The sequence below is a fragment of the Massilimicrobiota sp. mt181 genome (assembly GCF_055420065.1).
In genome coordinates this window covers 18989-45841 of record NZ_JBVAYN010000003.1, presented here as the reverse complement: position 1 = coordinate 45841, position 26853 = coordinate 18989, and the positions used below count along the sequence as shown (strand labels likewise).

Sequence of the window (26853 nt, the reverse complement as noted above, 5' to 3'; positions counted from 1 at the left end):
TATGCGGAGGGGCTGAACAATGTGATATTACAGAATGATATTTGTAATGTAAATATTTCTATAGATACAACATACACTGTTGAATCGACAGACAATAAACCATATGATTTGGTGATAAATCCAAGGTACTTAAGACGCAATGATATGTATAAGACTTTCTCTGTACAAATAAATTTGTTTAGCAAAACAATTAGCATTGCATTAATAGGTGATTTTTATAGCTATGACATAGATTGTGCTGTTCTTGAATATAAAACTTTAACTATCTTACAAAATAATGCTGTTGTTCAGTTGGATATAAGTAACGGCGCCATGATAAATTTCAAGGAATTTGATTGTTTTGGATGTAATTACGGAATATACAGGGTACAGAATGGTTATATCATTTATGGGGAAATTGAAATAACCATGTTGGACTTTAATTTTAATAAGAAATGGTCCTTTTCGGGTAAAGATATATTTGTATCTATGTCAGAGAAAAAGTCATTTGAATTATGTGAGAACTCAATTAAGCTACATGATTTTGAAGGAAATTTTTATGAAATTGATTTTTCAGGAAAGTTGATAAGTAAAATGTAATAAATAAATCGTAATTTAAGGAGAAAGGTTATGAAGAAATTTTGGGGAATTTGTAATAATGATAAATATACTGTGGGCTGTAATGGAGCAAGTCTTTATATTTATGATCATAATGGTAAACAGTTACAAGTTTTTAAAGATGCACCTTATACTTATCGAGCAAAATTCAAGCCTGATACAAATATACTAGTTGCGAAATCTACAGCAGGTTATTTGCTTATTTATGATTTAGATGAGTTAAAGCTACTAAAAAAGATAAAAACTGCACAAATTGGTTCACAAGATGATGGTTTTGCATTTAACAACGATGGAAATTACTTATATAATATTGAAAGACCTATTTATTCTACAAAAACGAGATTAACTATTTACGATATGAAAGAGTACAGTGTTATCAGAACATTGTTTGAAAACGATGAAAAAATAGTTCTTAAAAATTTGGAGTTTGATAAAAATAATATTTGTTATCTATTAGGATTTATGAGAGATGATGCAGGAATATTTGATTATGGATTTATTGCAAAATTAGTTTCTCATAATTTAAAAGATATAAAAACTTTAGATAAAGATAAATATGAATATTTGTGTGCTTTTAAAAATTGGGAAGATCATGGCTTTTCGAATAAAGCATTGGAATTGTCTTCTCAGCTGAAAAATCTAGAAACAATAGAAAAAACAACAATTATAGATACATATAATGATTTGGAAAATAAGTCGAAATCTATATTTTCAAAATTATAAAAAAGTAATAAATAAATGAGAATTTGAGAGGTTTATATAATGAAGAATGCGAGTAATTTAATTATTGTAGGATTTGCTATCTACATTATTATGTCAGGCATAGATAAGTTTGTTTATTCTATTCCTAATACAATTTATATACCAGTTGGAATTTTGAGTGTTGTTTTCGTTTGTATGGGTTCTTTTAAAAGAAAAAGAAAAAATAAAAAAAATTAAATTTTTAGAAGGTGAAATTTTATGTATAAAACAGAATTGATTGAAGGTATTACAGTTAATAATGCAGTCGATAAAATAGAAAAAAATAATAGAAATGGAAAAGCAAGGCTATCACTTTGTGACTATGTCATTTTTAGGAACTCAAAGGGCTGTGCTTGTTTTTAAAAAAGAATTAAAAGGGAGTTTGTTGTAAACATATAATTCTTAATAAGAAAAGCTCATGAAGGAAAAATACACAAAATAAAAATGATTGTATTTGGTGTGAAGTTTATTTGTATATGTATTTTTGTTATTGAGATTTTTATGTTTTGAGATTGCTTTGAGGTATAATGGTCATGTTTCAAATGTTTTTTAAAACATCTAACTTAGTAAATAATGAAATTTATATGAACCTACTAATTATAGTCATGTTATATAATTAAATAATGGAATGATATTATGAAAAATAAGATAATTGTTAAGAATTTCAAAGGCAGTGATGTACTGAAATGTATGTTTGTTTTTCGGGATATTCATTCTCTTATTTGTGATTGCTCACATTGATAAGGGAAAATATATTCATAAAGTATGTTTGAATTCCACTATTAATATTTCATCCTAATAAAGGGAATTTTGAGAAGCCTTCTCTAAAAATTATATAAAACATAGTGTTTTGATTGACAAAAGATTATAGTATGATACAATGTGTCTCGAATAAGTGGTGGAGTCTGTCATAAAGCAAATATGCTTTATTTATTCAATGTTGTTTTGTACTATAAAAACATATACTGTGACAGATTCTTACAGAATCTGTTTTTTTATAAACAGATTTGAAAGGAGTTGTCTTAGGGAAAGTTATAAGAGTTGATAATAAATCATGGAAATGATGTTCTTTATTAAGAAAAGAGTATACTGAAATATTAGAGTTATGGAGGAAAAAGATGGAAGCAGTTGATTTTCATAAATCAAAGAAAAAGAAAACTTTTTCACCTATGCGACGTATTGCCTTTAGTTTTTTTATGGTTATATTGGTAGGTTCTTTATTATTGACTTGTCCGTTTTCTAATCAAGGAGCAATAGCCCCTTATATTGATCATTTATTTATTGCAACTTCTGCAACTTGTGTGACTGGTTTGGTTCCTGTTGTTGTGGCAGATCAATATACAGTTATTGGACAACTTATTATTATTTTGCTCATTCAAATTGGTGGGCTTGGTTTTTTGACTTTGTTAAATATGTTTATTTATGCTTTAAGAAAGAAATTAACATATACAAATAAAATGATTATGCAAGAAGCATTAAATCAAAATTCAATGGCTGCAATTGGAATATATATAAAAAGAGTTATTAAATATACAGCTTTTTTTGAAATGCTAGGAGCAGTTTTGTTGTGTATTGTTTTTATTCCTGAATATGGAATAATTAAAGGAATTTATTATGGAATCTGGCATTCTATTTCTGCTTTTTGTAATGCAGGATTTGATATTATGGGGCCAAATTCATTAATTCCTTATCAAACAAATATTTTATTGAATTTTACAATTGCTGGACTCATTATTGCTGGTGGTTTAGGGTTTGTAGTGTGGATTGATTTGAGAATGTCTTGGCAGCATTATAAAGAAAACTTCAAATTTTTTAGAATAAAAAAATTCTTTTCTTCACTATCACTTCATACAAAGATTGTTTTATTGGCAACAATTGTTTTATTGCTTGGAGGAACATTAGTTATTTTATTTTTAGAATATAATAATCCAGGGACTCTTGGTTCTTTACCATGGGGAGATAAAATTTTAGTTAGTTTCTTCCAATCAACAACAACCAGAACGGCTGGATTTGCATCAGTAGATATGGCATCTTTATATGATTCAACAAAATTATTTATGTCTATACTGATGTTTATTGGTGGTTCTCCAGCTGGAACGGCAGGTGGAATTAAAACAGTAACTTTAGTTATTGCATTATTATATATTCATTCTTTATCATCAGGAGATGAGAATGTAAAACTGTTTAAACGTCGTATTGCCGATCAAGTTGTAAAACGTTCATTAACAATTGCAATTTTAAGTTTCTTTATTTGTACATTTGGATTATTTATTCTATCGATGAATGAAGGAGCTGACTTCATTGATTTAATTTTTGAAGTCTTTTCTGCCTTTGGAACGGTTGGATTGTCTGCAGCTTTAACGCCAACCTTAACAGTTCTTGGTAAAATTGTAATTATTATTCTGATGTATATTGGACGTATTGGACCTTTAACAATGGTCTTGGTTTTTGCAAAAAAATATAATCAAAAGAAAGGAAAGGACATTGTCTATCCAGTTTCAGATGTCCTGATAGGTTAAAATAAAATGAAAAGTAAACAAGTTGTTGTTTTAGGATTAGGTGTTTTTGGCTCTACAATTACAAAAACATTGTCACAATATGGTTGTGAGGTTGTGGCTGTAGATAAAAATGATGAATGTGTTCAAAGAGTATCTGAATATGCAACGAAAGCTGTTATTGGTGATATTACTGATCAGCAATTCTTAATTGATTTAGGAATTGAAGGCTTTGATGTTGGTATTGTAGCAATCGGGAACCATTTAGAAGAAAGTCTTTTAGGTGTTTTGAATTTAAAGGAAATTGGCATTCCTTATATTATTGCGAAAGCAAAAAATAAAAGATTTAAAGCTGTTTTAGAAAAAATTGGTGCAGATCGTATTATTCGTCCTGAAAAAGAAATGGGAGAAAGATTAGCGCGTGGATTATTGAGAAAGAATATTACTGATTTGGTTGAACTTGATGAAAATTATAGTCTTGTTGAAATGAAAGTACCACAAGCTTGGGTAGGACATACTTTGTCTTCTTTGGATTTAAGACGTAAATATGGAATAAATATATTAGGACAAAGAGATATGGAAACTCAAAAATTAGAACTTTCTGTTGATCCAGATTATGTTTTGAAAATGAATGATCATTTCTTAATGGTAGCTGAAACAGAAAAAATTGAAAAATTTGATTATTTAATTGTATAATTGAAATAGTAGGTGAGAATATGTCTATTGATGTAAAAAAGATTTTGGCAGATGCATTGCTTGAGTTATGTGAAAAAACACCTTTAGAATCTTTAACTGTTTCTCAAATTTTAAAGACAACAGGTGTAAGCAGACAAACTTTTTATAATCATTTTAAAGATAAGAATGATCTGATTTGTTATGTATATGATCGATACATTGTTCCTGATTTCAAGGATGATAACATGTCTATTGATTTTTATAAATCTCTTTTAGAAACATATGAAAATATAAAGACATATCATCATTTTATGAAGCAGGCTTGTCAGATGGATGGTCAAAATTGTTTGAAAGATTATATGACTCAACATTGTCAAGATTTTGATTTGAAATGGCATCAAAATTTATATGGAACAAAACCTATGCCAGATACATTAAAGTTTGCAACAATATATCATGCTAATGCTTCAAGCAGTATGACTTTATCTTGGATTTTATCTGATATGCCAGTACCATGTGAAGAGATTGCAGATATGGTTGTTCGTATGAGAAGTATTGGTATGGATAAATTATTTCAAGATAGTGAAAACAAAATGAATCCATATGAAAAATAGACAAATTGATGAAAATGTCCATTTGTGGACAAAAAATGAAATATATAAATAGAAAACTCCTTTCTTTTACGATAAAATAAAAATGTAAAAGAAAGGAGCTTTTTTATGAGAAAAATATTAAAAAATGAAAAAGGGCAAGCTGTAGCCCCAAAAAGTATTCCTATGTCAGCAGATGCGTTTCATCAAGATCAGCAAACAAGAATTTATTGGCTTGGTGGAGCAGGTATTATGATTCATAGTCATGGAACTGATATTATGATTGATCCAGTTTTAGAAGGATTTGATTTACCTTTATTATATGAAGTTCCAATCCAATCTAAAGACGTAAAAAAACTTGATGGTGTATTCATCACACATATTGATAATGATCATTTTTCTCGTTTGACATGTCAACATGTATCAGATGTATGTCAACATTATTATGCCCCTAATTATGTCGCAGATGTCATGAATGAAGAAGGTTATCCAACTATGAAACAGGATATTTATGATAAAATTCAGCTTCATGATATGACTGTTCAATTGACTCCGGCCAAACATAATTGGCAAAATGGTTCAAAGAAATGGCAATATCGTTATTGGGAAGAAAAGGATTATTGTGGTTATTGGTTCAATACTCCAGATGGTGATATTTGGTTACCAGGTGATTCACAGTTATTAGAAGAACATTTACATATGCCTCAACCTGATGTCATTTTATTTGATTTTGCTGATAATGAATGGCATATTACTTTAGATGGAGCAATCAAGCTGGCTAATACTTACCCAGAAGCTGATTTGATTTGCATCCATTGGGGAAGTGTTGATGCTCCTGATATGACACCATTTAATGGAAATCCTGAAGATTTATATCAAAAAGTTGTCAATCCCGAAAGAATTCAGGTTCTTGCACCTGGAGAAGCATATGTATTAGGTCAAAACAATGGCTAAAACACTTTATTTGATGCGTCATGGTGAAACTTTATTTAATGCCTTGCATAAAATTCAGGGATGGTGTGATTCCCCTTTAACACCATTAGGCATTAAACAGGCACAACATGCTAAAAAATGGTTTGAGGATCATCGTATTACTTTTGATCATGCTTATTCTTCGACAAGCGAAAGGTGTTGTGATACTTTAGAAATCATCACATCCATGCCTTATGTTAGATGTAAAGGATTAAAAGAAAATCATTATGGAGTATTAGAAGGCGAAAATGATTATTTAGCTGAGAATGATCCACAAAAGTGTAAAACTTATTATTTACAATTTGGTGGGGAATCTAATGATACAGTCAAAGAGAGAATGAAGAGGACATTAACAGAAATTATGGAAAAAGATGATCATCATTCAGTACTAGCTATGAGTCATGGTGGAGCATGTTTTAACTTTTTAAGAGCTTATCAGGATCCAACAGAAGAATTAAAAAAAGGATTTGGAAATTGTTGTATATTTATATATGAATTTGAAAATCATAATTTTGTTCTAAAAAAAGTTATAAGACAGGAGGATATGTAACATGAAATATGTACAATTAGGTAATAGTGATTTAAATGTTTCAAGAGTATGTTTAGGATGTATGGGATTTGGCGATGCGAGTCAGGGGATGCATAGCTGGACTTTACCATATGAACCTTCAAAGGAGATTATTGAATATGCTGTTAATCAAGGTATTAATTTTTTTGATACGGCTATGGCATATCAGGGTGGAACAAGTGAAGAATATTTAGGAAAAGCAATTAAGGAATGCGCAAGAAGAGAAGATGTTGTGATTGCTACAAAATTTCATGGTCGTACAAAAGAACAGATTCAACAAGGTATAACTGCTAAAGAACATATTGAAACATGTTTAGATAATAGCTTAAAAAGATTACAGATGGATTATGTTGATTTGTATATTTTACATGCTTGGGATCAATTGACACCTATTGAAGAAACTTTAGAAGCTTTAAATGAAATGATTCAAAAAGGAAAAGTGAGATATATTGGGGTTTCTAATTGTTATGCATGGCAAATCGCTAAGGCTAATGAAATTGCTAAGGCACATCAATGGCAACCATTCATTTCAGTACAAGGGCATTATAATTTAATTTTTAGAGAAGAAGAAAGAGAAATGAAGCCATACTGTGATTTACATCATGTTGCAATGACACCTTATAGTGCTTTGGCTTCAGGACGATTGGCCAAACATCCAGGAGAACAATCTAAAAGATTAATAGAAGATACTTATGCAAAAGGAAAGTATGATGCCAGTGCTCAAAAAGATCTTGAAATCATTAAAAGGGTGGAAGAACTTGCTTTAAAACATCAAGTTTCTATGAGTGAAATTTCTTTATCATGGCTTATGCATCAAGTCACATCTCCAATTGTTGGAGCAACAAAATTACATCATGTTGATACCATGGTTAAAGCTACAGATTTACAGTTGAATGATGAAGAAATGGCATATTTAGAAGAATTATATGAGCCACATCGTCTTGTTGGGGTTATGGCTGAACAAAGAAAATAGAAAAAGATGATTGTTTTTGAAATGAATCTCCATTATTTGGATATCCAAATAACAGGATCCACTTCATTAGGCAATCATCTTTTTTTCTATAGAATTCTTTTTTATAAATAAATTGTCGCTTATTTTCAAATATATATAAATTACGCAAAGGAATAATAACAAAAATAAGATTGATTTTTCTAAGAATAGTGTCCAAAGAAGATACGCTAAAACCACACCAGTATGAAAGAAAATTAAAGTTCCGGCAAAAAAGCAACCTTTTCTGAGACATTCTTGTTGGATATCTTGTTGATCTGCTAAAAAATATTCTGTAAATGCTATAACAGTTTGTTTGATATTGTTGGTTGAAAAAATAGTTGAACATGTATAACCAATTGCGCCTTTAAAAATACTCCATTGAAAAGCTGTTGCAAAGAAACATGGATATAAGGCCATAATAGGGTTAACATTCATAGGAATAAACCCTAAAAGTATCACACAGAATATCTCTATTTTTAAAACAAGATACTTTAAATTCCAATCGGTTCTATGAGTAAAGTATGTTCCCAGAATAAGAGCAAGAACATATATAAAGAGTGCACCAATCCTCAATATTCCTTCAAAATAATTTGCTCCTAAGATATTTTTAATTAATTCAATTAAATTAGCAGTTTGAGCTGATCCAAAAACATTCATACGTGCAAATATTGCATATCCACCAAAGAAACCACCAACTATGGCCATTAGGTAATGGGTAATGACATCATGATAATTTTTTTTCATATTTCATATTCTCCCTCAAATGTATTTAATTATAGCATTGAATAATCATTTGGCAATATTTGTTGAAGAAAAAAATAAAAAAACATGTGATTAATATTGTTGAAAGGGGTTTAAATATTGTATAATGGAATTATGAAAAGAGGCGATGGCTCATTGTATTATATTTCACCATATGCTTTATATGAGCTTGTGAAACAATTGTTTCATGATGTGAAAGATGTGGATGATATGACGTTATATGCTTATCGAGAAAATAAATGCTGGAAAATAGGTTTTTCAAATGAAAGCATTAAAGATATTCCCGAAGATTCAATAAATCTTTGTTATGAATTTAAGGATGGCTTTTTAAAAAATAGTCCTCAAAAAGCGACAGAAGAAATGATTGAAAGTATAAAACGCTATGAGAAGAATTTGACCCATATTTAAAGACTGATGAATAATCAGTCTAAAAAACTCACAATCATCTATAAATGATTGTGAGTTTCATTTTTATCATCATTCTGTAATGCAGCATAATAATATTCGCATTTATAATTAATTAAATCCAACTGTTTTTGTAAATCTTCCATTTGTTTTTCTACTGTCTTTTTTCTCTCTAAAAACAAATTATAACGTTCTTGTAAAGACGAATTTCCCTGTTTAACCAATTCTATAAAATGTTTGATTTCCTTAATAGACATACCAGTATTTTTGAAACATTCAATAATTTCTAACATTCGAATATCATCATCTTTAAAAACACGATACCCAGAAGCTTTTCTTTCAATATAGGGAAGTAAACCTTCTTTGTCATAATATCTTAAGGTTGAAATAGGTAAATTTGTCATTTTTGAAACGTCGCTAATCGAATAATTCATAGCTTTCATCTCCTTAGTCATTATCATAATGTTTTTAGTTGAAAAAAGCAATATCATCCTTTATGAATATAAGAATGGTTTTATGAATTTAGTGATATTTTTGGATGATTTCAGTAATAATTCTGATATCATTATCGTTACCATCATTTTCGACTTTATAAAGACAAGGTATATTATATTCTTTGCTAATTTGATCACCAGCTTTGCAATAAGCTTCGCCATAATTTTGATCGCCACTAACAATGACTCCTTGAAGGTATTGTCCATTAAGAGATAAAAAATCTTCAACTTCTATTGGGACATCACCGTATCCATCTGTATAGGTGAATAAAAGAAAATCTTCTTCTATTTTTTCTTGACCTAATTCAATTTTCAATGCTTCACGAATATTTAATTTGTTTATAAGACTTTCTACATTTCCTGTTCTTGTTGCATATACAAATTTCATAGTTTTCCTCCTTGGTTAGCTATAGCTAACATATATATCATAACTGTTATTGACAAAAAATCAAGTATTTTAATAATTATATTATATAACTCAATGTAAAATAAGATGATTTTAAAATAGATAAAAAACGATCTGTTTGAAGAGAAAGTTAGGGCATAATAGAAAATTATTTTGAGGTGTTGAATAGAATTGATTTATTGTTTTTATACCATAAAGTATGATTTAAAAGGTAAAAATGATTCTGTTATTTTGGTTTTCATTATAATTCTTGAATGGTTTCTAATTAAGAATAGACGATAGTATATAATTCATCATAAGAAAATGGTATCAAAATTACTTCTTTTTTAGTACAATAAAGGAAAGAATGAGAAAAGAGGGTGTTTATGGAAATACGCATATTAAGATATTTTTTAACAGTTGCAAGAGAAGAAAATATTACAAGGGCTGCAGCAGTTTTGCATATTACACAACCAACATTATCAAGACAGCTCATGCAATTAGAAGAAGAATTGAATACAAAACTTTTAATCAGAGGGAAAAATAAAGTTGTTTTAACGGATGCAGGTATGTTATTACGCAGACGAGCAGAAGAAATCATTGATTTAACTGATAAAACAGAAAAAGAATTCTTGGAGGCAGATGAATTGATAGCTGGAGAAATTTTTGTGGGAGCAGGGGAAATTCATGCAATGCATCAATTGGGAGAATTTATGATCAAATTTCAGCAGCATTATCCTCATATTCAATATCATCTATATAGTGGAAATGCTGATGATGTAAAACAGAAAATTGACCAGGGATTTATTGATGTAGGATTATTAACTGAACCAGTAGATATTGAAAAATATGATTATGTACGTCTGAATTATAAGGAAGCTTGGGGAATTTTAGCTCCCAAAGATAGTGAAATAGCTCAAAAAGAATATGTCACACCTGATGATATTTTAAATCTGCCACTGTTAATTGGACATCGTCTGATTGTTCAAAATGAAATTGCTCATTGGATGGGTATTGATGTCAGTGAATTAAACATTGTTGCAACTTATGATTTGATTTATAATGCAGCAATTTTAGTAGAAAAAGGGTTAGGATATGCCCTGTGTTTAGATAAAATTGTTTATATGCATGATGAATCCTTAGTTCGCTTTATTCCTCTTAGACCAGTTTTTGAAACAGGAGCTGTTCTAGTTTGGAAAAAACATCAAGTATTTTCAGCAACAGCAACACGTTTTATTCAGGAACTTTGTCAGTTTTTTTTTTAGTTAGTATAAATGCTTGAAAAGCATTTTATATAATAGATAATAAGTATTAGACATACTTCTTGAAAAATCATAAAATAAGTTTATCAGGAGGTATATATATGAGAGATATTCAAAAGGCAAATGAATTATTTAATCAATTACAAAAAGAACATATTTGTCCTCATGATTTAGAATTTGAGGACATAATGATTCATTATATTTATGGTGATGTTTATCAGCATGGCAATCTTGAATTAGGTTTAAGAGAATTGATACTGATTGTTGTTAATACTACGAATATGTGTTTAAAAGCTTTAGAAGAACACGTATATAGTGCATTGAAAGCAGAGGTTAGATCTGTTGAAATCAAAGAAGCAGTGTACCAATGTACACCATATATTGGATTAGGAAAAGTAGAAGAAGCTTTAGATGTTGTTCATAAAGTTTTTAAGGAAAATCAAATATCTTTACCATTAGAAAGTCAATCAACAGTTGATGAAAATACAAGATTTCAAGCTGGTTTTGATGTTCAAAGTGAGGCTTTTGGTAGAGAAAATATTCAAGCTAACCATGATCATGCACCACAGGAATTAAAACATATCCAGGATTATTTATCAGCTTATTGTTTTGGAGATTTTTATACAAGAAAAGGATTGGATTTAAAAACAAGAGAGTTATTGACTTTCGTTATTTTAGCAACTTTAGGAGGATGTGAAAATCAATTACGTGCTCATACTGCTGCAAATATAACAGTGGGAAATACTAGAAATTTATTAATAGATGTCATTACTCAATGCCAACCATATATTGGTTTTCCAAGAACACTGAATGCTATTAATATTATTAATGAAATTATAAAAGAATAAAGTTTTTACGCTTTATTCTTTTCTTTTTTCCATTTCTTTATTTGTTGAAGGCGTAATGCAACCTTTTTTTCATGACCTTGCAAAGTTGGATGATAGTACTCTTTATTTAAAAGAGAATCAGGTAGGCAAGTCATAGTTGTCAGCTTGTCTGCAAAATCATGTGCATACTGATAGCCTTGACCATAATGAAGATCTTTCATTAATTTTGTTGGGGCATTACGTAAGTGTAGTGGAACGGGTTCAGAGATTGTTTCTAATGCATCTTTTTTAGCACTTTCGTAGGCTACATATAATGCGTTAGATTTCACTGATAAGGATAAATAGGTCACTACATGTGTTAAATGGACACTACATTCAGGCATGCCTATGAAATGACAAGCCTGATATCCTGCAATTGCAATTTCAAGAGCACGGCTATCTGCCATTCCAATGTCTTCGCTTGCAAAACGGACAAGTCTTCGAGCAATATAAAGTGGATCTTCACCAGCTTCTAGCATTCTTGCTAACCAGTATATAGCAGCATCAACATCACTATTGCGCATCGATTTATGAAGAGCAGAAATCAGATTATAATGTTCTTCACCATTTTTATCATAGAGTAAAGATTTTTGAGATGTTATTTGTTCAATGATTTCAGGTGTAATCATTATTTGATCATCGTCCTGATAGGCATTTAAAACGGCCATCTCTAAAGTGTTTAAAGCAATTCTTGCATCTCCATTAGAAAAATGAGCTATCATCATTAAACTCTGTTTATCCACATGTATATCGATGTTTCCAAAACCTTTTGGACTTTCTAATGCATGATTTAAAAGCTCTAAAATGTCTTCTGTATTTAAAGCATGAAGTACAAACACTTTGCAACGTGAAAGGAGGGCCGAATTGATTTCAAAAGATGGATTTTCTGTTGTGGCACCAATTAAAATGATACTGCCTTTTTCAACATATGGAAGAAAAACATCTTGTTGTGCTTTATTGAAACGATGTATTTCATCAATGAAGACAATTGTTTTCATACCTTCTTTTTGAATGGTTTCTGCATCTTTTAGGATTTTTTTGATCTCTTTGACACCACTATTCACTGCACTCAAATCAATAAAATGGGCCTTTGTGGTTCTGGCAATGATACGTGCTAAGGTTGTTTTGCCAACTCCTGGCGGACCCCAGAAAATCATTGATGGAATTTGATCATTTTCAATAAAACGATATAAAATTTTTCCTTTACCTACCAAATGTTTTTGACCGACATAATCAGATAAGTTTTGTGGACGCAAACGATTGGCTAGGGGTTCTAGAAAGAATTGATTTTGATTGTCCATTATCATAACCTCCCTTTGATATTTCCTTCTTTTCAAAGAAAAACAATCTTGAGTTCATGTCATGTTCATATCTTCATTTTATACTATGACTAATGAATTTTAAAGAGGAGATTGTCATGTTTGGATATATCGTTATAAATAAACCTGAAATGAAGTTCAAAGACTTTGATACATACCAATCCTATTATTGTGGATTATGTCGAACAATGCAGGAACATTATAGCATAAAAGGTCGTGTTGCTTTAAATTATGATATGACATTTTTGGCAATTTTACTCACAGGACTCTATGAACCTCTGAATCATAGGGAATATCGAAGATGCTTCTTACATCCGATGAAAAAACATCTTGAAGTGAGAAATGAATTAATAGATTATGCAGCAAAAATGACGATTGCCTTGACTTATTTAAAATGCGAGGATGATTGGCTTGATGAAAGAAAAATAACGAAAAATGTTTATAAAAATATTTTAAATCAAAGCTACCAATCGATAAAAAAAGAATTCCCTCAAAAATTATCTTTGATAGAACAGCAGCTTATTAAAATACATGAATATGAAAAGATGGAAGATATTCATATTGATGATATTTCTGGATGTTTTGGCAGAGTTATGGCTGAGATATGTTGTTATAAAGATGATTTATGGAAAGATTATCTTTATGAATTTGGTTTTTATTTAGGTAAATTTATTTATTTGTTAGATGCTTATGATGATATTGAAAAAGATATAAAGGATCACAATTATAATCCGTTTATAAAAAAGTTTCAGCAGAACCATTTTGAAGAGCAGACGCATGCACTTTTAGAGATGATGATTTCACGTGCTGCTGAAGCTTTTGAATATTTACCAATAGAGGAAAATATTGAAATTTTAAGAAATATCATATATAGTGGTGTTTGGAGTCAATATGAATTACGTTATAAAAAAAGAATGGAGGATAAGAAATAAATGGATCCATATCAAATTTTAGGAATATCTCCTAATGCATCAGATGATGAAGTCAAACATGCTTATCGAACTTTGAGTAAAAAATATCATCCTGATGCCAATATTAATAGTGAACACCAAGCTGAATATACTGAAAAATTTAAACAAGTACAAAATGCATATAAGACAATTATGGATAATCGAAAAAAAGGATTTACGAACCAGACATATGGGCAAAATTCACAAACGAGCTATCAATATCATGGTAATGAACAGGAAGCTTTTCAGGATGTAGGTGCCTATATCAATGCGGGTAGATATCAGGATGCTTTAAATATTCTTGAACAAATTCGTACACGTAACTCTTTATGGTTTTATTATAGTGCCCTTGCAATGAATGGTATTGGAAACAATGCAACTGCTTTAGAATATGCACAAACAGCAGCACAAATGGAGCCAGGAAATCTTCAATATATTTTCTTAGTTCAGCAGTTGCAGGCAGGAAGTGGTCAATATCGTCAAACGCAACAAACATATACATCACCATATGCTAATATGGCCAATTGTTGTTATTCATTATTGATGTTAAATATTTTTATGAATTGTTGTTGTAGATGTTATTAATAAATTGTCGTTAAAGGAGAATGTCTTATGAGTAAAATTATTGGTATTGATTTAGGAACAACAAATAGTTGTATGTCCTTTATTGAAAATGGGAAAACAACCATTATTCCTAATAGTGAAGGTGCAAAAACAACACCAAGTGTTGTTGCTTTTACAAGTGATGGACAAAGATTGGTGGGGGAAAGTGCAAAGAGACAAGCTGTTACAAATCCAACTGGAACTATTTCATCTATAAAAAGAGAAATGGGAACTGATTACAAGAAAAAAATAGGACAAAAATCATATACCCCACAAGAAATATCAGCAATGATTTTACAGAAATTAAAAATTGATGCTGAAAATTATTTAGGTGAAGAAGTGAAACAAGCTGTTATTACTGTTCCTGCCTATTTTAATGATGCCCAACGTCAAGCTACAAAAGATGCAGGGAAAATTGCAGGTTTGGAAGTTTTAAGAATTATCAATGAACCAACAGCAGCTGCACTTGCTTATGGCTTAGAGAACAGCTATGGTCAAAAAATGATGGTTTTTGATTTGGGTGGAGGAACTTTTGACGTTTCTATTATTGAAATAGGAAATGGTGTTATTGAAGTCCTTTCAACATCAGGAGATAACCATTTAGGAGGCGATGATTTTAATGACAAAGTCGCACAATATATTTTCACTGAATTTGAAAAAAGTTCGGGAATTTCATTGAAAAATGATCTGATGGCTATTCAACGTGTTAAAGAAGCTGCTGAAAAGGCAAAAATTGAATTATCTTCTATGATTTCAACAGTTGTTTCCTTGCCTTTTATTACAACAACTTCGGCTGGGCCACAAAATCTTGAAATGACAATAACAAGAGAGACTTTTAATCGTATTACTAAAGATCTGGTAGAAAGAACAATTTTACCAATACAAAATGCTTTAAATGATGCACGTTTGTTACCTGCTGAATTAAATAAAATTATTCTTGTTGGTGGATCATCACGTATTCCAGCTGTACAAGAAAAAATCAAAGAAATTACAGGAATTGTTCCTAGTAAATCATTGAATCCAGATGAATGTGTCGCAATGGGAGCTGGTATTCAAGCTGGAAAATTATCTGGTGATGTCTCAGCAATGGGAAATTACGATGTTTTGTTGTTGGATGTAACACCTTTAACGCTTTCTATTGAAACAGTAGGCGGTGTTGCAACACCATTAATTGATCGTAATACACCTATCCCTACAAGTCATAGCCAAATCTTTACAACATCATCTAACTTTCAGACACAGGTTGAAATCAATGTTTTGCAAGGTGAAAGACCTCTAGCAAAAGATAATAAAAGTTTGGGAAAATTTAAATTGAAGAAAATTAAACGTGCAATGCGTGGTGTTCCTCAAATCGAAGTTACTTTTGATATTGACGTTAATGGTATTGTCAGTGTTTCAGCAAAAGATTTGGCTAGTGGAAATATGCAGAGCATTACGATTGAAAATGGTTCTCATATGTCAGATGAAGATATAGAAAGAGCTATCCGTGAAGCTAAGGAGTTTGAAAAACAGGATGCTATGACGAAAGAACGACTTGTTTTTAAAAATGATTTAGAGTCATTAATGAATCGTGTTGAAGCTGGTTTGGCTAAACATAATAAAGAAATTGATAAAACAGTGAAATCACAAATAAAAAATGAATTAAATCAATTAAAGAAAATGACAAAAAAGATTCATTTTGAAACATGTTCTGATGCTGAATTTCAAAACATTAAAGAAGCAAAACAAAAATTGGAAGGTAGTGCAGCATTTTTACTAGCGATGGGAGAATAAGACATTGAGGATTTTCAATGTCTTTTTATCAGAAAAGAGGTTATATGGAAATTAGGTATGTAGAAAATAGAGATCTGAAGCAAATTGCATTGATTGAAAAAAATGTTTTCCTATCAAAGAAGCAGCAACCGAGAGACAATTCCAGCAAAGAATGCAAGTTTTTCAAAAAAGTTTCTTAGTCGCTACTATAGAAGGACAAATTGTTGGATTTATTAATGGAGCATGTATAGATACGCAAACATTGAATGATCAACATTATGAAGATACAACATTACATCATAATGATTATCCTTATCAAAGTGTTTTTGGCTTAGATGTATTACCACAGTATCAACATAGAGGTATTGCGCAAAAGCTCATGAATGCTTTTATAGAATTAGCTTATTGCCGTGGAAAGAAAGGGATGGTTTTAACTTGTAAAAAAGAACTGATATCTTTTTATCAGCAATTTGGTTATACATGTCTAGGGAAATCAAATTCACAACATGGTGGAGCTATATGGTATGATATGTATCTTGATTTGGAAAGAAAAGACATTTCATTATTGAAAATGTATGATTTTCATTTGTCAGAATGTGCCAGTTTATTTCAAAAATGCTTCCAACAGGAACCTTGGTGTGAATCATGGACTTATGATCAGTCGTATCAACGTTTAAAAGAAATGCTGCATTCGCCTTATGTATTTGGATTTGTATTATATCAAGATAATCACTTGTCTGGATTGGTCTTAGGAAGACAAATGACTTATTTATCAAGAAAAGAGTTATGGATTGATGAACTATGTATTGCACCTCAATATCAAGGGCAAAGTTTAGGAACGGAACTTTTAAATATGGTTAAAAAAGAATGCCAAAAAAATCATATTGAAAGAATAGTTCTCAATACAGTTCGTGGCTTTTTAAGTCAACATTTTTATAAGAAAAATGCTTTTCAGGAAGTAGATAACATTGTTTGTATGGCATGTGAAATATAAAAAATCTCAAAACAAAATGTAGTGAACAGATAAAGCTATAAAGACTTAGGAAGTTCACTACATAAAATGAGATTTTTTTGTTTAGAAATAAGTTTTTGTATAGATGACTTTACCGATAATACGAACAGGAAGTGATTCAACTTCTTCACTTGAAAAATATCTGTTTTCTACAAGAGGATTAGTAGCTTCTAAAATGAGCATATCTGGTTTTTTGATAATCCTTTTGACAGTGACCTCTTCACCAGCAATCATAACAACAGCGATATCTCCTGTTGCAACAGTGGAGCATTGCTTAATGAGAGCCAAATCACCATCCATGATTCCTGAACCAATCATTGAATCTCCTTCAATCTGTAAAAAATAGTCACCTTTATAAAAGTCTTCTTCAGTGACTTCTTCATCACCTAAATAATTATTTTCTCCATACATATTATAACCAGCTTTTGCATATCCCAAAATAGGACGCTTTAAATGAATAGACTGTCCTTTGATAATTGGTTCTATATCATAACCTAAAAGATCATTTAAACGCTTGAGTGTTTCATCTTGAATTCTTTTCACATCTCCAGAAATCCAACGACTAACAGTTGATTTGGTTACGCCAAGTTTTTGAGCAATTTCATCATTGGTGAGTTGATTTCTGTATTTATAATCTTTGATAATATCCTTGAGTTCCATATGTTTCCTCCTTGTGCATATTATACAATAAAATACATCTAAAATAAATAAAAAATAATAAATAAATTAAAAAAAGTTGCATAAAATAGTTGAAATATGCAACAATGTCATATATAATAAAGTTGAGGAGTGAGAAATATGTGGAATGCTTTTGTTGGATATATTTATTTTGAGCAATGTATGGAACAAATAAAAGAGAAAAAAATACAATGGATTGATAAGGTTTTTCAATCTCATAAACAAAACTTTTCATTGCAAGAATATGATTTTTATAAACAGAAAATAAAAAATATTTTATATGAATACTGTGATGATGTCTTTGATGAAGATAACGATATTTATTTTGATTTAACAAAATCACAATATTTATATGGTATGGATTCAAGGGAACTCCTTGAAGAAATCGCTTCAAAAATAGATAAGGAGTTAGATATCCATCTCTATCTAGGAGTCAGTTTTCATAAAGATTTAGCCAAATGGATATATTATCATTCGCCAGACAGATATAAAATATTAACTTATAGACAAGCAAAATCTATTTTTGGAAAAGACATACGTCAAAAAATGTTGGAAGAAACTTTAAAGACACAGAGAAATCATGTTGTCCTTCCTAAAATGTATGGAGAAGAAAAGCTGTTACAGTTTACGAATTTTAATGAAGCTTTTCAGATTGCAGAAAAATTAAGTTTAAAATTGGTTCATCAGTTAAAAGAAAAAGATTATGGAATGAGAACAATTCAAATCCAATTTTATGATTCTCATTATCATTGTTATTTGTTAGAAGAAAAACTTAGAAATTTTACAAACGTAAATAATGAAATTCAAAATATTATATGGCGACTTCTGAAAGATTTTTCATTTCAAAATATATATTTTGATTTAAAAGTTATATTTTCTGATTTTGTTGATTTACAAGACAATCAAATTTTATGTTCTCACAAAAGAACTTCCACAATTCAGGAAAAATGGAGCTTGTTTAAAAATAATAATCCAACATTTCTTAAAAATCATTTTTTCTTTGAGAAGACAGTTTAGTGGATGAAAGCCTTATTTTAAGGAGAAAATCATGCGAGAAAATGAAAATATTTTAAGGGATATTTATAATTCTGATATTATTTTAAATCAGGAAGAAGAAGATATGTTAGAAAAAATACATATTCGTTATTTTGATTTAATAGATCAGTTCCAGGAACGAATGAAAGATCAACAACTGACATTGAATCAAAAAGATATTGAAGATTTGGATAGTTGCGTCAATGAGTTCGTTTATGAATATGGTTTTATTCAGTTTAAAAGAGGAATTCATCTTGCTGTGGCGATTTCTCAAGGCTGTTATTAGTATGATTCAAATCATATTATAGATAAAAAAATAAGAATTCTCATTTTATGTGGTAAAATGAGAATTCTTATTCATACAATCATTCAAATCAATTGAGAAGTAGATTTTTAAATACTTTTTTATATAAAATGAATGCGAGAATGGAAGCAATTAATTCTGATAATGGGAATGTCCACCAAATCCCTGTCAATCCCAAAATAGGTAACAAAATAAATGATAAAGGAATAATGAAAATAAATTGACGAGTGAGTGTAATCATTAAGGAAAGTGCACCTTGACTTAATGATTCAAAAACGCCAGACATAACAACTGCAAAAGTTGACAATAAGAAACTTAAGGATAAAATGCGTAATCCATTGATACCGATTGTTAACATTTCTGCGTTAGCATTGAATAATTGAAGAATTGGAACTGGAAAAATAGAAAATAGACAAGTTCCAATGAAAAGGATGGTCCCAATTGTGATTGTTGATATTTTTAATGTTTGATTCATACGTTGCTTTTGATGAGCACCATAATTGTAACTCATAATAGGGCGCATACCTTGGATAACGCCAGAAGTAGGCATATTCACAAAAGTTTGTAATTTATAGTATACGCCAAAAAAGGCAACTGCACTTTGTGATATGGAAGAAAGTATGCCATTTAGAATGGATACCAGAAGAGAAGGCAGGCACATCATAACACCAGAAGGAATAGCAATTGCATATAGACTTTTAAATGTTACCCAGTCAATTTGAAAATGATGAAAAGATATTTGAATATGGGAATTATAACGTAAAAATAAAAATATGGATAAAAAACAAGCAGCGAATTGTCCAATGATGGTTGCAAGAGCTGCACCACTTACGCCTAGAGCTGGAAAACCAAAATATCCAAATATCATAATTGGATCTAAAATAATATTGACTATAGCGCCCACCATCTGCATGATCATTGGAATGACCATATTTCCACAAGCCTGAAACATTTTTTCAATGGCGAGATGAATGAAAGTTGAAAAAGTTAATGTAATCACAATCATTCCATATTCATTACCATATTGAATAACCTTTGGATTATTGGTGAATAGTGTTAAAAATGGTTGAATAAAAAATAAACCTAGAATGACAAATAATAATGAGTGTAATAAAGTCATGACGATACCTTGACTGGCTATATAAGAGGCTTTTTTATATTCACTTGCACCTAAGTGTCTTGCTATTAATGCATTCATTGCAATACCAACACCACATGAAAAAGCTAGTGATAGATTCTGAAGTGGATATATTAATGAAACAGCAGTTAGTGCTTCTTCTCCAAGTTGTGCAACAAATATACTATCTACAATGTTATATAATGATTGAATCAACATGGAAATCATTGGCGGAAAAGCCATTGTCATTAAAAGAGGAAATATAGGTTTATAACTCATGGGATTTCTTTTTTCTGTCATCTAAAAACTCCTTTCATAAAAAAAGCTATAGATTTCTATTTATAATCAGAAATAGAGAAATCTATAGCTCACAGCAAAACATATTTTATAGATATTTAAAAAAATGTCAATTGTTTTTTTCTTGAAGTCAAAATATTAATTATGATAAAATGGCAATATCCTCAATATGAAAAGAAACCAACTATAAAAATATCTATGAAAGGGGAGATTTTGATGTTTTTATATGTTTGGTTTTTTATTTTAGGGACTATTGTTGGAAGTTTTGTTTGTTTATGTATTGATCGTTTACCATTAGGAATTAGCATTGCGAAGGGGAGAAGTTTTTGTTTTGAATGTTTTCATCCCTTAGACTGGAAAGATCTAATACCCATTGTCAGTTTTGTGCTATTAAAGGGACGTTGTCGATATTGTCAAAAACGTATTTCAATATTTTATCCTTTTTTTGAAATTTTCAGTGGATGTTTGTTGGTTTTTCTTGTTTACTATGAGACACAGATTTTGAAAGCTTTGCTATTATTTTTGTTGATCATGGATTTTATTGTGATTTCAATAATTGATCATAAATGGATGATAATTCCTGATATATGTTTAATTTGGGAAATTGTGATGATAATTTGTCTTTGTTCGTTTTATCAGATACCATTGATAGAACGTTTGATAGGTCTGTTTATTATTAGTGGTCCAATTCTCTTGTTGAATTGTTTTTTACCTGATAGTTTTGGTGGAGGAGATATAAAATTACTGTGTATTAACGGTTTTTTACTAGGTTATAGAAAGATTGTTGTTGCTTTTGTTTTGGCTGTTTTATTTGGTGGAGGATATGCATCTTATCTTATGGTTCAAAAAGGTGTCAATAGAAAAGAACATATGGCATTTGGTATATATTTATGTATCGGTATCTTAATTGCTTTATTTTGGGGTGAACAAATTCTGTCTTTATATGGTTTATAATTGTTGTTTTCATAAATTTATTATATATATTTGTATTTAATCAAAAAATAGTGTTGACATCGATATGGATATATGATAGATTGATAATAACAAAACCGATGAGTGGGAGATAAAACTTAAAGATGTATTTTCAGAGAGTCTAGGGTGGTGGAAGCTAGATAATGGCAGTTAAGTAAATGGACCCACGAGGGCAATGGGGAAAGGCAACGAGTATCCGGCGACGTGAGCTTACGTTATAAAGCAAAAATGTGTTGGCATTTTAGAGAGTGGGTTATTTTATTAACCAATAAAGGTGGTACCGCAGGTGATAACATCTGTCCTTTGATGGACAGGTGTTTTTTGTTTATATGCCAATAAGAAAGGAGATTTCTTATGACGACAAAACGATGGTGTCTAATTTTCTAGATTGTAAATGAATATAAAATATTAGAATGAAAAAAGGAGATTAGACATATGAAAAAAATTTTAATTCAATTATTAACATGTATTTTACTATTATTTGTAGTGACAGGATGTCAGAGTGTGACAGATTCAGGGATGAAGAAAGTTGCTATTGTTCAATATGTTGAACATACATCCTTAGATACGATTAAAGCGGCTTTTGATCAAGAAATGGAAGAATTAGGTTATGTTGATGGAGAAAATGTAGAGTATATTTTTAGAAATGCTCAAGGGGATAATTCTATTGCTGCGAGTATTACACAAACATTTGCAGCTGAAGAACCAGATGTTATTATGGCTATTGCAACGCCTGTAGCTCAATCAGTTGCCTCTCTTTCCGATACAACACCTATTGTTTTTGCGGCTGTTACTGATCCTATTGCTTCTCAGTTAACATCTTCATTGGAACATCCAGATAAAAATATCACAGGCACAAGTGATGAAATACAAGTTGATTTAATTCTAGATAAAGCAATGGAGATTGATCCGGATTTAAAGACACTTGGTGTTATTTATAATAAGGGAGAAACAAATTCAGTAACAAATATCGAGAAAGCAAAAACATATGCTCAAGAACATGATTTAGACATTGTTGAAGCGACAGTTACAAATGTGAATGAAGTACAAAGTGCTATTGATGTTTTAGCAAGTCAATGTGATGCTGTTTTTGCTCCTAACGATAATACAGTTGCAAGTGCTATGAATGTTGTCGGTAATGCTTGTGTGAAGGCTGATATTCCTTTGTATGTTGGAGCTGATTCTATGGTACAAGATGGTGGCTTTTTGAGTGTGGGTATTAATTATGAAGAATTAGGTCGAGAAACTGCACGTACGGTTGATCAGATTTTAAAAGGTACAAGTGTTTCTGATATTCCTGTCAAAGTTTTTAAAGAAGATTTAAATATTTATGTGAATCAAGATGTTTTAAATGATTTAAAAATTCAATTGCCTGAAAGTATTTTAAATGATAAGTCTTTAGAAATGATATAGGAGAGATGTTTTATGAGTATGACGGTTATTATAGGTGCTTTAGAGTTGGGTGGAATATTTGCTATTATGTCTTTAGGTCTTTATATCAGTTATAAAGTGTTAAATTTACCTGATTTGACAGTTGATGGTAGTTTTACATTAGGCTGTGCAGTCAGTGCTGTATTGACAATCAATGGTCATCCCTATTTAGGATTATTGGTAGGTATGATTTGTGGAATGATTGCAGGGCTTGTCACAGGATTATTAACAACAAAATTGCGTATTGCCTCTTTGCTGGCTGGAATTTTGACAATGACAGGTTTGTATTCTATTAATCTGAAAGTTATGAATGATTCACCAAATATTTCATTATTTGGTTTTCCTACTATTTTTTCTTCACTTTCTTTCTTAGGAACTTATACACGATTCATTTTGATTATAATGATACTTGTCGTGATTTGTTTGCTTCTGTGTTATTTTTTAAAAACCTATTTAGGTTTAGCGTTACGTGCTTGTGGAAATAATGAAGCGATGGTCAAAGCTTCTTCCATTGATGCCGATCAGATGAAAATTCTAGGCCTTTCATTGGCTAATGGTCTTGTTGCTTTGTCAGGAGCTATTTATGCACAGCATCAGTCTTTTGCGGATAGCCAAAGTGGAACAGGAATGATGGTTATTGGTTTAGCAAGCATTATTATTGGGATGGCTTTTATAAAAAAAGATAAAATTTCCTATCAGTTGATAGCTGTTGTTGTTGGTGCAATGATTTATCGTGGCATTTTAACAATAGCTTTATTATTAGGTCTGCCTTCGACAGATTTAAAGTTATTATCTGCATTGTTGGTTATTGTTGCTTTGATTTTAACAAAAATAAAGATGAGGAGGCATAGAGTATGTTAGAAATTCAAGATGTTTCAGTTGTTTTTCATCAAGGAACTATTCATGAAAAAATGGCTTTATCACATGTGAATGTCAAAATCAATCAGGGGGATTTTGTGACGATTATCGGTAGCAATGGCGCAGGAAAGTCTACTTTATTTCAAACAATCAGTGGAGCTGTTTCTCCAACCAGTGGTAAAATCTTTTTAAAAAATCAGGACATAACACATCTTAAAGAGTACAAACGTTCGCGTTTTATTGGTCGACTTTTTCAAAATCCTCTTATGGGAACAGCACCCTCTATGACAATTGAAGAAAATTTAGCTCTCTCAGCGTGTCAAGGACATTACTTTCGTTTAAAACCTATAACACATCAACAACGACAGCAAATGAGAGAGGCTTTAAAAGAACTGAATTTAAATTTAGAAGATCGTCTAGAAACAAAAGTAGGTGTTTTATCAGGCGGTCAGCGACAAGCTTTGTCTTTATTGATGGCCACATATGCAAAACCACAATTATTATTGCTTGATGAACATACAGCAGCTTTGGATCCTCAAACAGCCTCTAAAGTTCTTAAGCTTACTGATGATATTGTCAAACGTCATCAAATGACAACGTTAATGATTACACATAATATGGAAGATGCACTACGTTATGGTCAAAAAATAATGATTATGAAAGATGGAAAAATCTTAGATTTGATTGATGAAGAAAAAAAGAAAAATTTAACGGTAGAAGGATTAATTGAACTCTATACTTCACAAACTCATGAATATAATGATCGTATCTTACTAAGAAATGAAGCAGTTTTATAACTGCTTTTCATATTATATTATAAAATATAAAAAGCCCGTCTTGGGCTTATGATTATAAATAATATTGTTGGAAATAATGTAAACGAATCAAATCACATATTGTCATAATCTGATAATTAAAATTAATACTATCAAATTTACCAGGAACATAAATAACCTTACAATTTGGGGTTGTTTCTGTCTTAAGATATTTTTTGTTTTGAGTAATTAAAATTTGTTGAGCTTTATCAATATGAACATCAGCTTTTGACTTCTTGAAACCTTCTAAATAACGGCCAGTAGCACTAATAACAATAGCAACATCATTTTCATCCATGACAATAGGATCATAATTATGATATTGAATAAAAGGTTTTCCAAAAGTAATCATATCAGTTTGTAACTCAATGGCTATAGAAATAGGGTAGAGAGCACCAAAAATAACAATTCTTTTTGAACGATAAAGTTTTTGACAAATATCACTGATAATTTTTTCCATTTCTTCATCACTGCAATCCTTATCCATTTTTTGAATAAAATCACGACTATCAACGCCAAGCATTCTGACACGGATTTGATTTAATCGTGTTTGATGATGATTCACCAATGTTTCTTTAAATTCTTCATATTCTTGAAAACCTAGTAATGAAATGAAAGCATAAAGTTCTTCTTTTTTGAAACATCCTTTCTTTAAGAACTTCTCTTCACTCATATCTTCCATTTCTAAATAATGAAATATAATGAACGTACAGATTTTATAATTATAGTCATGGAATAGTGTACCATTTAAATACGTTAAAATACGGCTTAATAAAATGTTCATAGTATCCCTCCTAAAAATTATTATATCATGTTTAATAAGAAATAGATAAATATTTTGATTTTTTAGGAAAAATGATATAATCATAAAACAAAGGAGGATTTCATCATGCGTATTCAAAAAATAGATATTTCTGAAATTGATTTTATGAAAAAAGATTATTCTGAGGAATTGTTTCAATCTGTATTAAGAATTGGTTTTTCATTTCCTATTTCTGTTAAACAGATTGGTCATCATTACATATGTGTTGATGGTCATAAGCGTTTGTCAGTCTTAGAAGATATACTTACTATTAAACCTGATTATCATCGTGGTCGTCTTGTGCCTGTAATTATTAAGAATAATGGTGATGCACGTTCTAATGATTGCTGGAGAGGAAGGAATTCTCATTAAATATTTATATCTTATTCTTATGAAAAATCAATTAGGAAATGCGAAACAATGTAAAAATCTGATCAAAAAGGGACATGTATTTATTCATGAGCAGTGTATATATGATCCGTATTATCTGATCAAAAAGGAAGATAAAATTTATGTTGACGGAAATTCAATCAAGGCGCATCCTTTTCAATACTTTATGATGAATAAACCTCAAGGTTATATATGTGCATCTTATGATAAGGAAAATCCTTATTTATTACAACTCATGAAAGAGAAAGATTGTTATTGTGTTGGAAGATTAGATAAAGATACAACAGGTTTTGTTTTATTAACAAATGATGCATCTTTGTCAAAAAAACTTTTATTACCTCAAAATCATGTAGAAAAAGTTTATCAAGTTAAAACAAAATATCCTATTTTTAAGAATTATAAAACTTTATTTGAGCAAGGAATTATTATTGATAAGACATATCTTTGCCAACCAGCAAAATTGGAAATGATTGATTCATATCAATGTCATGTGACACTTCATGAAGGAAAATATCATCAAGTGAAAAAGATGTTTATGTCACTATCAAATGAAGTTGTTTCATTAAAACGAATATCTTTTGCTGGTATTTTATTAGATGAATCTTTACAACCAGGGGAATATCGTCATTTAAATGAGGAAGAAATGACTATTTTAGAAAAATGTTTAAGATAGACATCTGTTTGGGTAATTGTTATAATTGAAAAAAGAAATGGA

Annotated in this window: 32 protein-coding genes and 1 other annotated feature; of the genes, 25 read left to right on the top strand and 7 right to left on the bottom strand. The window is 30.2% G+C overall.

The genetic code is table 11. From position 1 onward, the window contains the following. Positions 1–21: 21 nt before the first annotated feature. From ACZYT4_RS02575 to ACZYT4_RS02530, 10 genes are all read left to right on the top strand, one after another. The gene (locus ACZYT4_RS02575; protein ID WP_463782092.1) at positions 22–579 is read left to right on the top strand and encodes a hypothetical protein; all 558 of its coding nucleotides are present in this window, start codon (positions 22–24) and stop codon (positions 577–579) included. 30 nt (positions 580–609) lie between these two features. Next, entirely contained in the window at positions 610–1320 is a 711-nt protein-coding gene (locus ACZYT4_RS02570) for a YncE family protein (protein WP_463782091.1), read from the top strand. Positions 1321–1359: 39 nt separating this feature from the next. Beyond that, positions 1360–1536: a hypothetical protein gene (locus tag ACZYT4_RS02565; RefSeq protein ID WP_463782090.1), complete on the top strand. Its 177-nt coding sequence runs from the start codon at positions 1360–1362 to the stop codon at positions 1534–1536. Between the two features lie 21 nt (positions 1537–1557). Next, the gene (locus tag ACZYT4_RS02560; RefSeq protein ID WP_463782089.1) at positions 1558–1701 is read left to right on the top strand and encodes a hypothetical protein; all 144 of its coding nucleotides are present in this window, start codon (positions 1558–1560) and stop codon (positions 1699–1701) included. Between the two features lie 755 nt (positions 1702–2456). Then, positions 2457–3857 carry a TrkH family potassium uptake protein gene (locus ACZYT4_RS02555; protein WP_463782088.1) on the top strand — a complete coding sequence of 467 codons (1401 nt, stop codon included), beginning with the start codon at positions 2457–2459 and terminating at the stop codon, positions 3855–3857. Positions 3858–3863: 6 nt separating this feature from the next. After that, on the top strand, positions 3864–4529 hold the full coding sequence (locus ACZYT4_RS02550) for a potassium channel family protein (RefSeq protein ID WP_463782087.1): 666 nt from the start codon (positions 3864–3866) through the stop codon (positions 4527–4529). Positions 4530–4549: 20 nt separating this feature from the next. Continuing rightward, complete coding sequence (locus tag ACZYT4_RS02545; RefSeq protein WP_463782086.1) at positions 4550–5122, top strand: TetR/AcrR family transcriptional regulator C-terminal domain-containing protein; 573 nt, start codon at positions 4550–4552, stop codon at positions 5120–5122. A gap of 105 nt (positions 5123–5227) precedes the next feature. Continuing rightward, positions 5228–6052, top strand: a complete 825-nt coding sequence (locus tag ACZYT4_RS02540; protein WP_463782085.1) for an MBL fold metallo-hydrolase — start codon at positions 5228–5230, stop codon at positions 6050–6052. Beyond that, positions 6045–6620, top strand: a complete 576-nt coding sequence (locus tag ACZYT4_RS02535; RefSeq protein ID WP_463782084.1) for a histidine phosphatase family protein — start codon at positions 6045–6047, stop codon at positions 6618–6620. Before ACZYT4_RS02540 ends, ACZYT4_RS02535 begins: the two co-directional genes overlap by 8 nt. Position 6621: 1 nt before the next feature. Beyond that, positions 6622–7611 (top strand): aldo/keto reductase, encoded by a 990-nt coding sequence (locus ACZYT4_RS02530; RefSeq protein ID WP_463782083.1) that lies wholly within the window; start codon positions 6622–6624, stop codon positions 7609–7611. Between the two features lie 66 nt (positions 7612–7677). On the opposite strand, the gene ACZYT4_RS02525 is transcribed toward ACZYT4_RS02530, so the two are convergent. Beyond that, on the bottom strand, positions 7678–8373 hold the full coding sequence (locus ACZYT4_RS02525) for a YoaK family protein (RefSeq protein WP_463782082.1): 696 nt from the start codon (positions 8371–8373) through the stop codon (positions 7678–7680). Positions 8374–8490: 117 nt separating this feature from the next. On the opposite strand from ACZYT4_RS02525, the gene ACZYT4_RS02520 reads away from it, so the two are divergent. Next, entirely contained in the window at positions 8491–8799 is a 309-nt protein-coding gene (locus ACZYT4_RS02520; protein ID WP_463782081.1) for a hypothetical protein, read from the top strand. 38 nt (positions 8800–8837) lie between these two features. Here ACZYT4_RS02520 and ACZYT4_RS02515 read toward each other — a convergent pair whose 3' ends face one another. Both ACZYT4_RS02515 and nrdI read right to left on the bottom strand, forming a co-directional pair. Next, positions 8838–9230 carry a MerR family transcriptional regulator gene (locus ACZYT4_RS02515; protein ID WP_463782080.1) on the bottom strand — a complete coding sequence of 131 codons (393 nt, stop codon included), beginning with the start codon at positions 9228–9230 and terminating at the stop codon, positions 8838–8840. An 88-nt stretch (positions 9231–9318) separates the two neighbouring features. Then, the gene (nrdI, locus tag ACZYT4_RS02510; protein ID WP_463782079.1) at positions 9319–9678 is read right to left on the bottom strand and encodes a class Ib ribonucleoside-diphosphate reductase assembly flavoprotein NrdI; all 360 of its coding nucleotides are present in this window, start codon (positions 9676–9678) and stop codon (positions 9319–9321) included. Positions 9679–10061: 383 nt separating this feature from the next. Here nrdI and ACZYT4_RS02505 point away from each other — a divergent pair, with 383 nt between their 5' ends. Next, positions 10062–10940 carry a LysR family transcriptional regulator gene (locus ACZYT4_RS02505; RefSeq protein ID WP_463782078.1) on the top strand — a complete coding sequence of 293 codons (879 nt, stop codon included), beginning with the start codon at positions 10062–10064 and terminating at the stop codon, positions 10938–10940. A gap of 98 nt (positions 10941–11038) precedes the next feature. Then, positions 11039–11785 carry a carboxymuconolactone decarboxylase family protein gene (locus ACZYT4_RS02500; RefSeq protein ID WP_463782077.1) on the top strand — a complete coding sequence of 249 codons (747 nt, stop codon included), beginning with the start codon at positions 11039–11041 and terminating at the stop codon, positions 11783–11785. 5 nt (positions 11786–11790) lie between these two features. Here the strand turns inward: ACZYT4_RS02500 and ACZYT4_RS02495 are convergent, their stop codons facing one another. Further along, positions 11791–13104: a replication-associated recombination protein A gene (locus ACZYT4_RS02495; protein WP_463782076.1), complete on the bottom strand. Its 1314-nt coding sequence runs from the start codon at positions 13102–13104 to the stop codon at positions 11791–11793. Positions 13105–13220: 116 nt separating this feature from the next. On the opposite strand from ACZYT4_RS02495, the gene ACZYT4_RS02490 reads away from it, so the two are divergent. The 4 genes from ACZYT4_RS02490 to ACZYT4_RS02475 all read left to right on the top strand — a co-directional run bounded on the left by ACZYT4_RS02490 (position 13221) and on the right by ACZYT4_RS02475 (position 17421). After that, positions 13221–14054, top strand: coding sequence for a DUF5685 family protein (locus tag ACZYT4_RS02490; protein ID WP_463782075.1), 834 nt, complete (start codon positions 13221–13223; stop codon positions 14052–14054). Continuing rightward, entirely contained in the window at positions 14055–14657 is a 603-nt protein-coding gene (locus ACZYT4_RS02485; protein ID WP_463782074.1) for a J domain-containing protein, read from the top strand. A 27-nt stretch (positions 14658–14684) separates the two neighbouring features. Continuing rightward, positions 14685–16448 carry a molecular chaperone DnaK gene (gene dnaK, locus ACZYT4_RS02480; protein WP_463782073.1) on the top strand — a complete coding sequence of 588 codons (1764 nt, stop codon included), beginning with the start codon at positions 14685–14687 and terminating at the stop codon, positions 16446–16448. A 151-nt stretch (positions 16449–16599) separates the two neighbouring features. Next, positions 16600–17421, top strand: a complete 822-nt coding sequence (locus ACZYT4_RS02475; RefSeq protein ID WP_463782072.1) for a GNAT family N-acetyltransferase — start codon at positions 16600–16602, stop codon at positions 17419–17421. An 81-nt stretch (positions 17422–17502) separates the two neighbouring features. On the opposite strand, the gene ACZYT4_RS02470 is transcribed toward ACZYT4_RS02475, so the two are convergent. Further along, positions 17503–18099: a LexA family protein gene (locus ACZYT4_RS02470; protein WP_463782071.1), complete on the bottom strand. Its 597-nt coding sequence runs from the start codon at positions 18097–18099 to the stop codon at positions 17503–17505. A gap of 138 nt (positions 18100–18237) precedes the next feature. On the opposite strand from ACZYT4_RS02470, the gene ACZYT4_RS02465 reads away from it, so the two are divergent. Then, positions 18238–19134, top strand: coding sequence for a Y-family DNA polymerase (locus ACZYT4_RS02465; RefSeq protein WP_463782070.1), 897 nt, complete (start codon positions 18238–18240; stop codon positions 19132–19134). A 31-nt stretch (positions 19135–19165) separates the two neighbouring features. Then, the gene (locus ACZYT4_RS02460; protein ID WP_463782069.1) at positions 19166–19438 is read left to right on the top strand and encodes a hypothetical protein; all 273 of its coding nucleotides are present in this window, start codon (positions 19166–19168) and stop codon (positions 19436–19438) included. An 88-nt stretch (positions 19439–19526) separates the two neighbouring features. On the opposite strand, the gene ACZYT4_RS02455 is transcribed toward ACZYT4_RS02460, so the two are convergent. Beyond that, complete coding sequence (locus ACZYT4_RS02455; protein WP_463782068.1) at positions 19527–20873, bottom strand: MATE family efflux transporter; 1347 nt, start codon at positions 20871–20873, stop codon at positions 19527–19529. A 213-nt stretch (positions 20874–21086) separates the two neighbouring features. Here ACZYT4_RS02455 and ACZYT4_RS02450 point away from each other — a divergent pair, with 213 nt between their 5' ends. The 4 genes from ACZYT4_RS02450 (at position 21087) to ACZYT4_RS02435 (ending at position 24928) form a co-directional block, all read left to right on the top strand. Then, entirely contained in the window at positions 21087–21824 is a 738-nt protein-coding gene (locus ACZYT4_RS02450) for a prepilin peptidase (protein ID WP_463782067.1), read from the top strand. A gap of 89 nt (positions 21825–21913) precedes the next feature. Beyond that, positions 21914–22149: a binding site (T-box leader), on the top strand. Positions 22150–22277: 128 nt separating this feature from the next. After that, positions 22278–23255: an ABC transporter substrate-binding protein gene (locus ACZYT4_RS02445; RefSeq protein WP_463782066.1), complete on the top strand. Its 978-nt coding sequence runs from the start codon at positions 22278–22280 to the stop codon at positions 23253–23255. Positions 23256–23267: 12 nt separating this feature from the next. Then, the gene (locus tag ACZYT4_RS02440; protein WP_463782065.1) at positions 23268–24134 is read left to right on the top strand and encodes an ABC transporter permease; all 867 of its coding nucleotides are present in this window, start codon (positions 23268–23270) and stop codon (positions 24132–24134) included. Next, a complete protein-coding gene (locus ACZYT4_RS02435; RefSeq protein ID WP_463782064.1) occupies positions 24128–24928 on the top strand; it encodes an ABC transporter ATP-binding protein in 801 nt (266 codons plus the stop codon). Before ACZYT4_RS02440 ends, ACZYT4_RS02435 begins: the two co-directional genes overlap by 7 nt. Positions 24929–24980: 52 nt before the next feature. On the opposite strand, the gene ACZYT4_RS02430 is transcribed toward ACZYT4_RS02435, so the two are convergent. After that, positions 24981–25730, bottom strand: coding sequence for a MurR/RpiR family transcriptional regulator (locus ACZYT4_RS02430; RefSeq protein ID WP_463782063.1), 750 nt, complete (start codon positions 25728–25730; stop codon positions 24981–24983). Between the two features lie 105 nt (positions 25731–25835). Between ACZYT4_RS02430 and ACZYT4_RS02425 the strand changes: the two genes are divergently transcribed. Both ACZYT4_RS02425 and ACZYT4_RS02420 read left to right on the top strand, forming a co-directional pair. Beyond that, positions 25836–26120 carry a hypothetical protein gene (locus tag ACZYT4_RS02425; RefSeq protein WP_463782062.1) on the top strand — a complete coding sequence of 95 codons (285 nt, stop codon included), beginning with the start codon at positions 25836–25838 and terminating at the stop codon, positions 26118–26120. Further along, complete coding sequence (locus ACZYT4_RS02420) at positions 26089–26811, top strand: 16S rRNA pseudouridine(516) synthase (protein WP_463782061.1); 723 nt, start codon at positions 26089–26091, stop codon at positions 26809–26811. Before ACZYT4_RS02425 ends, ACZYT4_RS02420 begins: the two co-directional genes overlap by 32 nt. Positions 26812–26853: the final 42 nt, after the last annotated feature.

What these genes read in the sequence shown, in the direction of transcription:
- ACZYT4_RS02505 (WP_463782078.1), top strand. Translation starts at nt 10,062, where the DNA reads ATGGAAATACGCATATTAAGATATTTTTTAACAGTTGCAAGAGAAGAA.
- ACZYT4_RS02490 (WP_463782075.1), top strand. Translation starts at nt 13,221, where the DNA reads ATGTTTGGATATATCGTTATAAATAAACCTGAAATGAAGTTCAAAGAC.
- nrdI (WP_463782079.1), bottom strand. Translation starts at nt 9,678, where the DNA reads ATGAAATTTGTATATGCAACAAGAACAGGAAATGTAGAAAGTCTTATA.
- dnaK (WP_463782073.1), top strand. Translation starts at nt 14,685, where the DNA reads ATGAGTAAAATTATTGGTATTGATTTAGGAACAACAAATAGTTGTATG.
- ACZYT4_RS02450 (WP_463782067.1), top strand. Translation starts at nt 21,087, where the DNA reads ATGTTTTTATATGTTTGGTTTTTTATTTTAGGGACTATTGTTGGAAGT.
- ACZYT4_RS02460 (WP_463782069.1), top strand. Translation starts at nt 19,166, where the DNA reads ATGCGAGAAAATGAAAATATTTTAAGGGATATTTATAATTCTGATATT.
- ACZYT4_RS02440 (WP_463782065.1), top strand. Translation starts at nt 23,268, where the DNA reads ATGAGTATGACGGTTATTATAGGTGCTTTAGAGTTGGGTGGAATATTT.
- ACZYT4_RS02540 (WP_463782085.1), top strand. Translation starts at nt 5,228, where the DNA reads ATGAGAAAAATATTAAAAAATGAAAAAGGGCAAGCTGTAGCCCCAAAA.
- ACZYT4_RS02565 (WP_463782090.1), top strand. Translation starts at nt 1,360, where the DNA reads ATGAAGAATGCGAGTAATTTAATTATTGTAGGATTTGCTATCTACATT.
- ACZYT4_RS02560 (WP_463782089.1), top strand. Translation starts at nt 1,558, where the DNA reads ATGTATAAAACAGAATTGATTGAAGGTATTACAGTTAATAATGCAGTC.
- ACZYT4_RS02525 (WP_463782082.1), bottom strand. Translation starts at nt 8,373, where the DNA reads ATGAAAAAAAATTATCATGATGTCATTACCCATTACCTAATGGCCATA.
- ACZYT4_RS02515 (WP_463782080.1), bottom strand. Translation starts at nt 9,230, where the DNA reads ATGAATTATTCGATTAGCGACGTTTCAAAAATGACAAATTTACCTATT.
- ACZYT4_RS02545 (WP_463782086.1), top strand. Translation starts at nt 4,550, where the DNA reads ATGTCTATTGATGTAAAAAAGATTTTGGCAGATGCATTGCTTGAGTTA.
- ACZYT4_RS02420 (WP_463782061.1), top strand. Translation starts at nt 26,089, where the DNA reads ATGATTGCTGGAGAGGAAGGAATTCTCATTAAATATTTATATCTTATT.
- ACZYT4_RS02495 (WP_463782076.1), bottom strand. Translation starts at nt 13,104, where the DNA reads ATGGACAATCAAAATCAATTCTTTCTAGAACCCCTAGCCAATCGTTTG.
- ACZYT4_RS02550 (WP_463782087.1), top strand. Translation starts at nt 3,864, where the DNA reads ATGAAAAGTAAACAAGTTGTTGTTTTAGGATTAGGTGTTTTTGGCTCT.
- ACZYT4_RS02455 (WP_463782068.1), bottom strand. Translation starts at nt 20,873, where the DNA reads ATGACAGAAAAAAGAAATCCCATGAGTTATAAACCTATATTTCCTCTT.
- ACZYT4_RS02465 (WP_463782070.1), top strand. Translation starts at nt 18,238, where the DNA reads ATGTGGAATGCTTTTGTTGGATATATTTATTTTGAGCAATGTATGGAA.
- ACZYT4_RS02555 (WP_463782088.1), top strand. Translation starts at nt 2,457, where the DNA reads ATGGAAGCAGTTGATTTTCATAAATCAAAGAAAAAGAAAACTTTTTCA.
- ACZYT4_RS02470 (WP_463782071.1), bottom strand. Translation starts at nt 18,099, where the DNA reads ATGGAACTCAAGGATATTATCAAAGATTATAAATACAGAAATCAACTC.
- ACZYT4_RS02430 (WP_463782063.1), bottom strand. Translation starts at nt 25,730, where the DNA reads ATGAACATTTTATTAAGCCGTATTTTAACGTATTTAAATGGTACACTA.
- ACZYT4_RS02435 (WP_463782064.1), top strand. Translation starts at nt 24,128, where the DNA reads ATGTTAGAAATTCAAGATGTTTCAGTTGTTTTTCATCAAGGAACTATT.
- ACZYT4_RS02485 (WP_463782074.1), top strand. Translation starts at nt 14,055, where the DNA reads ATGGATCCATATCAAATTTTAGGAATATCTCCTAATGCATCAGATGAT.
- ACZYT4_RS02570 (WP_463782091.1), top strand. Translation starts at nt 610, where the DNA reads ATGAAGAAATTTTGGGGAATTTGTAATAATGATAAATATACTGTGGGC.
- ACZYT4_RS02475 (WP_463782072.1), top strand. Translation starts at nt 16,600, where the DNA reads ATGCAAGTTTTTCAAAAAAGTTTCTTAGTCGCTACTATAGAAGGACAA.
- ACZYT4_RS02500 (WP_463782077.1), top strand. Translation starts at nt 11,039, where the DNA reads ATGAGAGATATTCAAAAGGCAAATGAATTATTTAATCAATTACAAAAA.
- ACZYT4_RS02445 (WP_463782066.1), top strand. Translation starts at nt 22,278, where the DNA reads ATGAAAAAAATTTTAATTCAATTATTAACATGTATTTTACTATTATTT.
- ACZYT4_RS02535 (WP_463782084.1), top strand. Translation starts at nt 6,045, where the DNA reads ATGGCTAAAACACTTTATTTGATGCGTCATGGTGAAACTTTATTTAAT.
- ACZYT4_RS02530 (WP_463782083.1), top strand. Translation starts at nt 6,622, where the DNA reads ATGAAATATGTACAATTAGGTAATAGTGATTTAAATGTTTCAAGAGTA.
- ACZYT4_RS02425 (WP_463782062.1), top strand. Translation starts at nt 25,836, where the DNA reads ATGCGTATTCAAAAAATAGATATTTCTGAAATTGATTTTATGAAAAAA.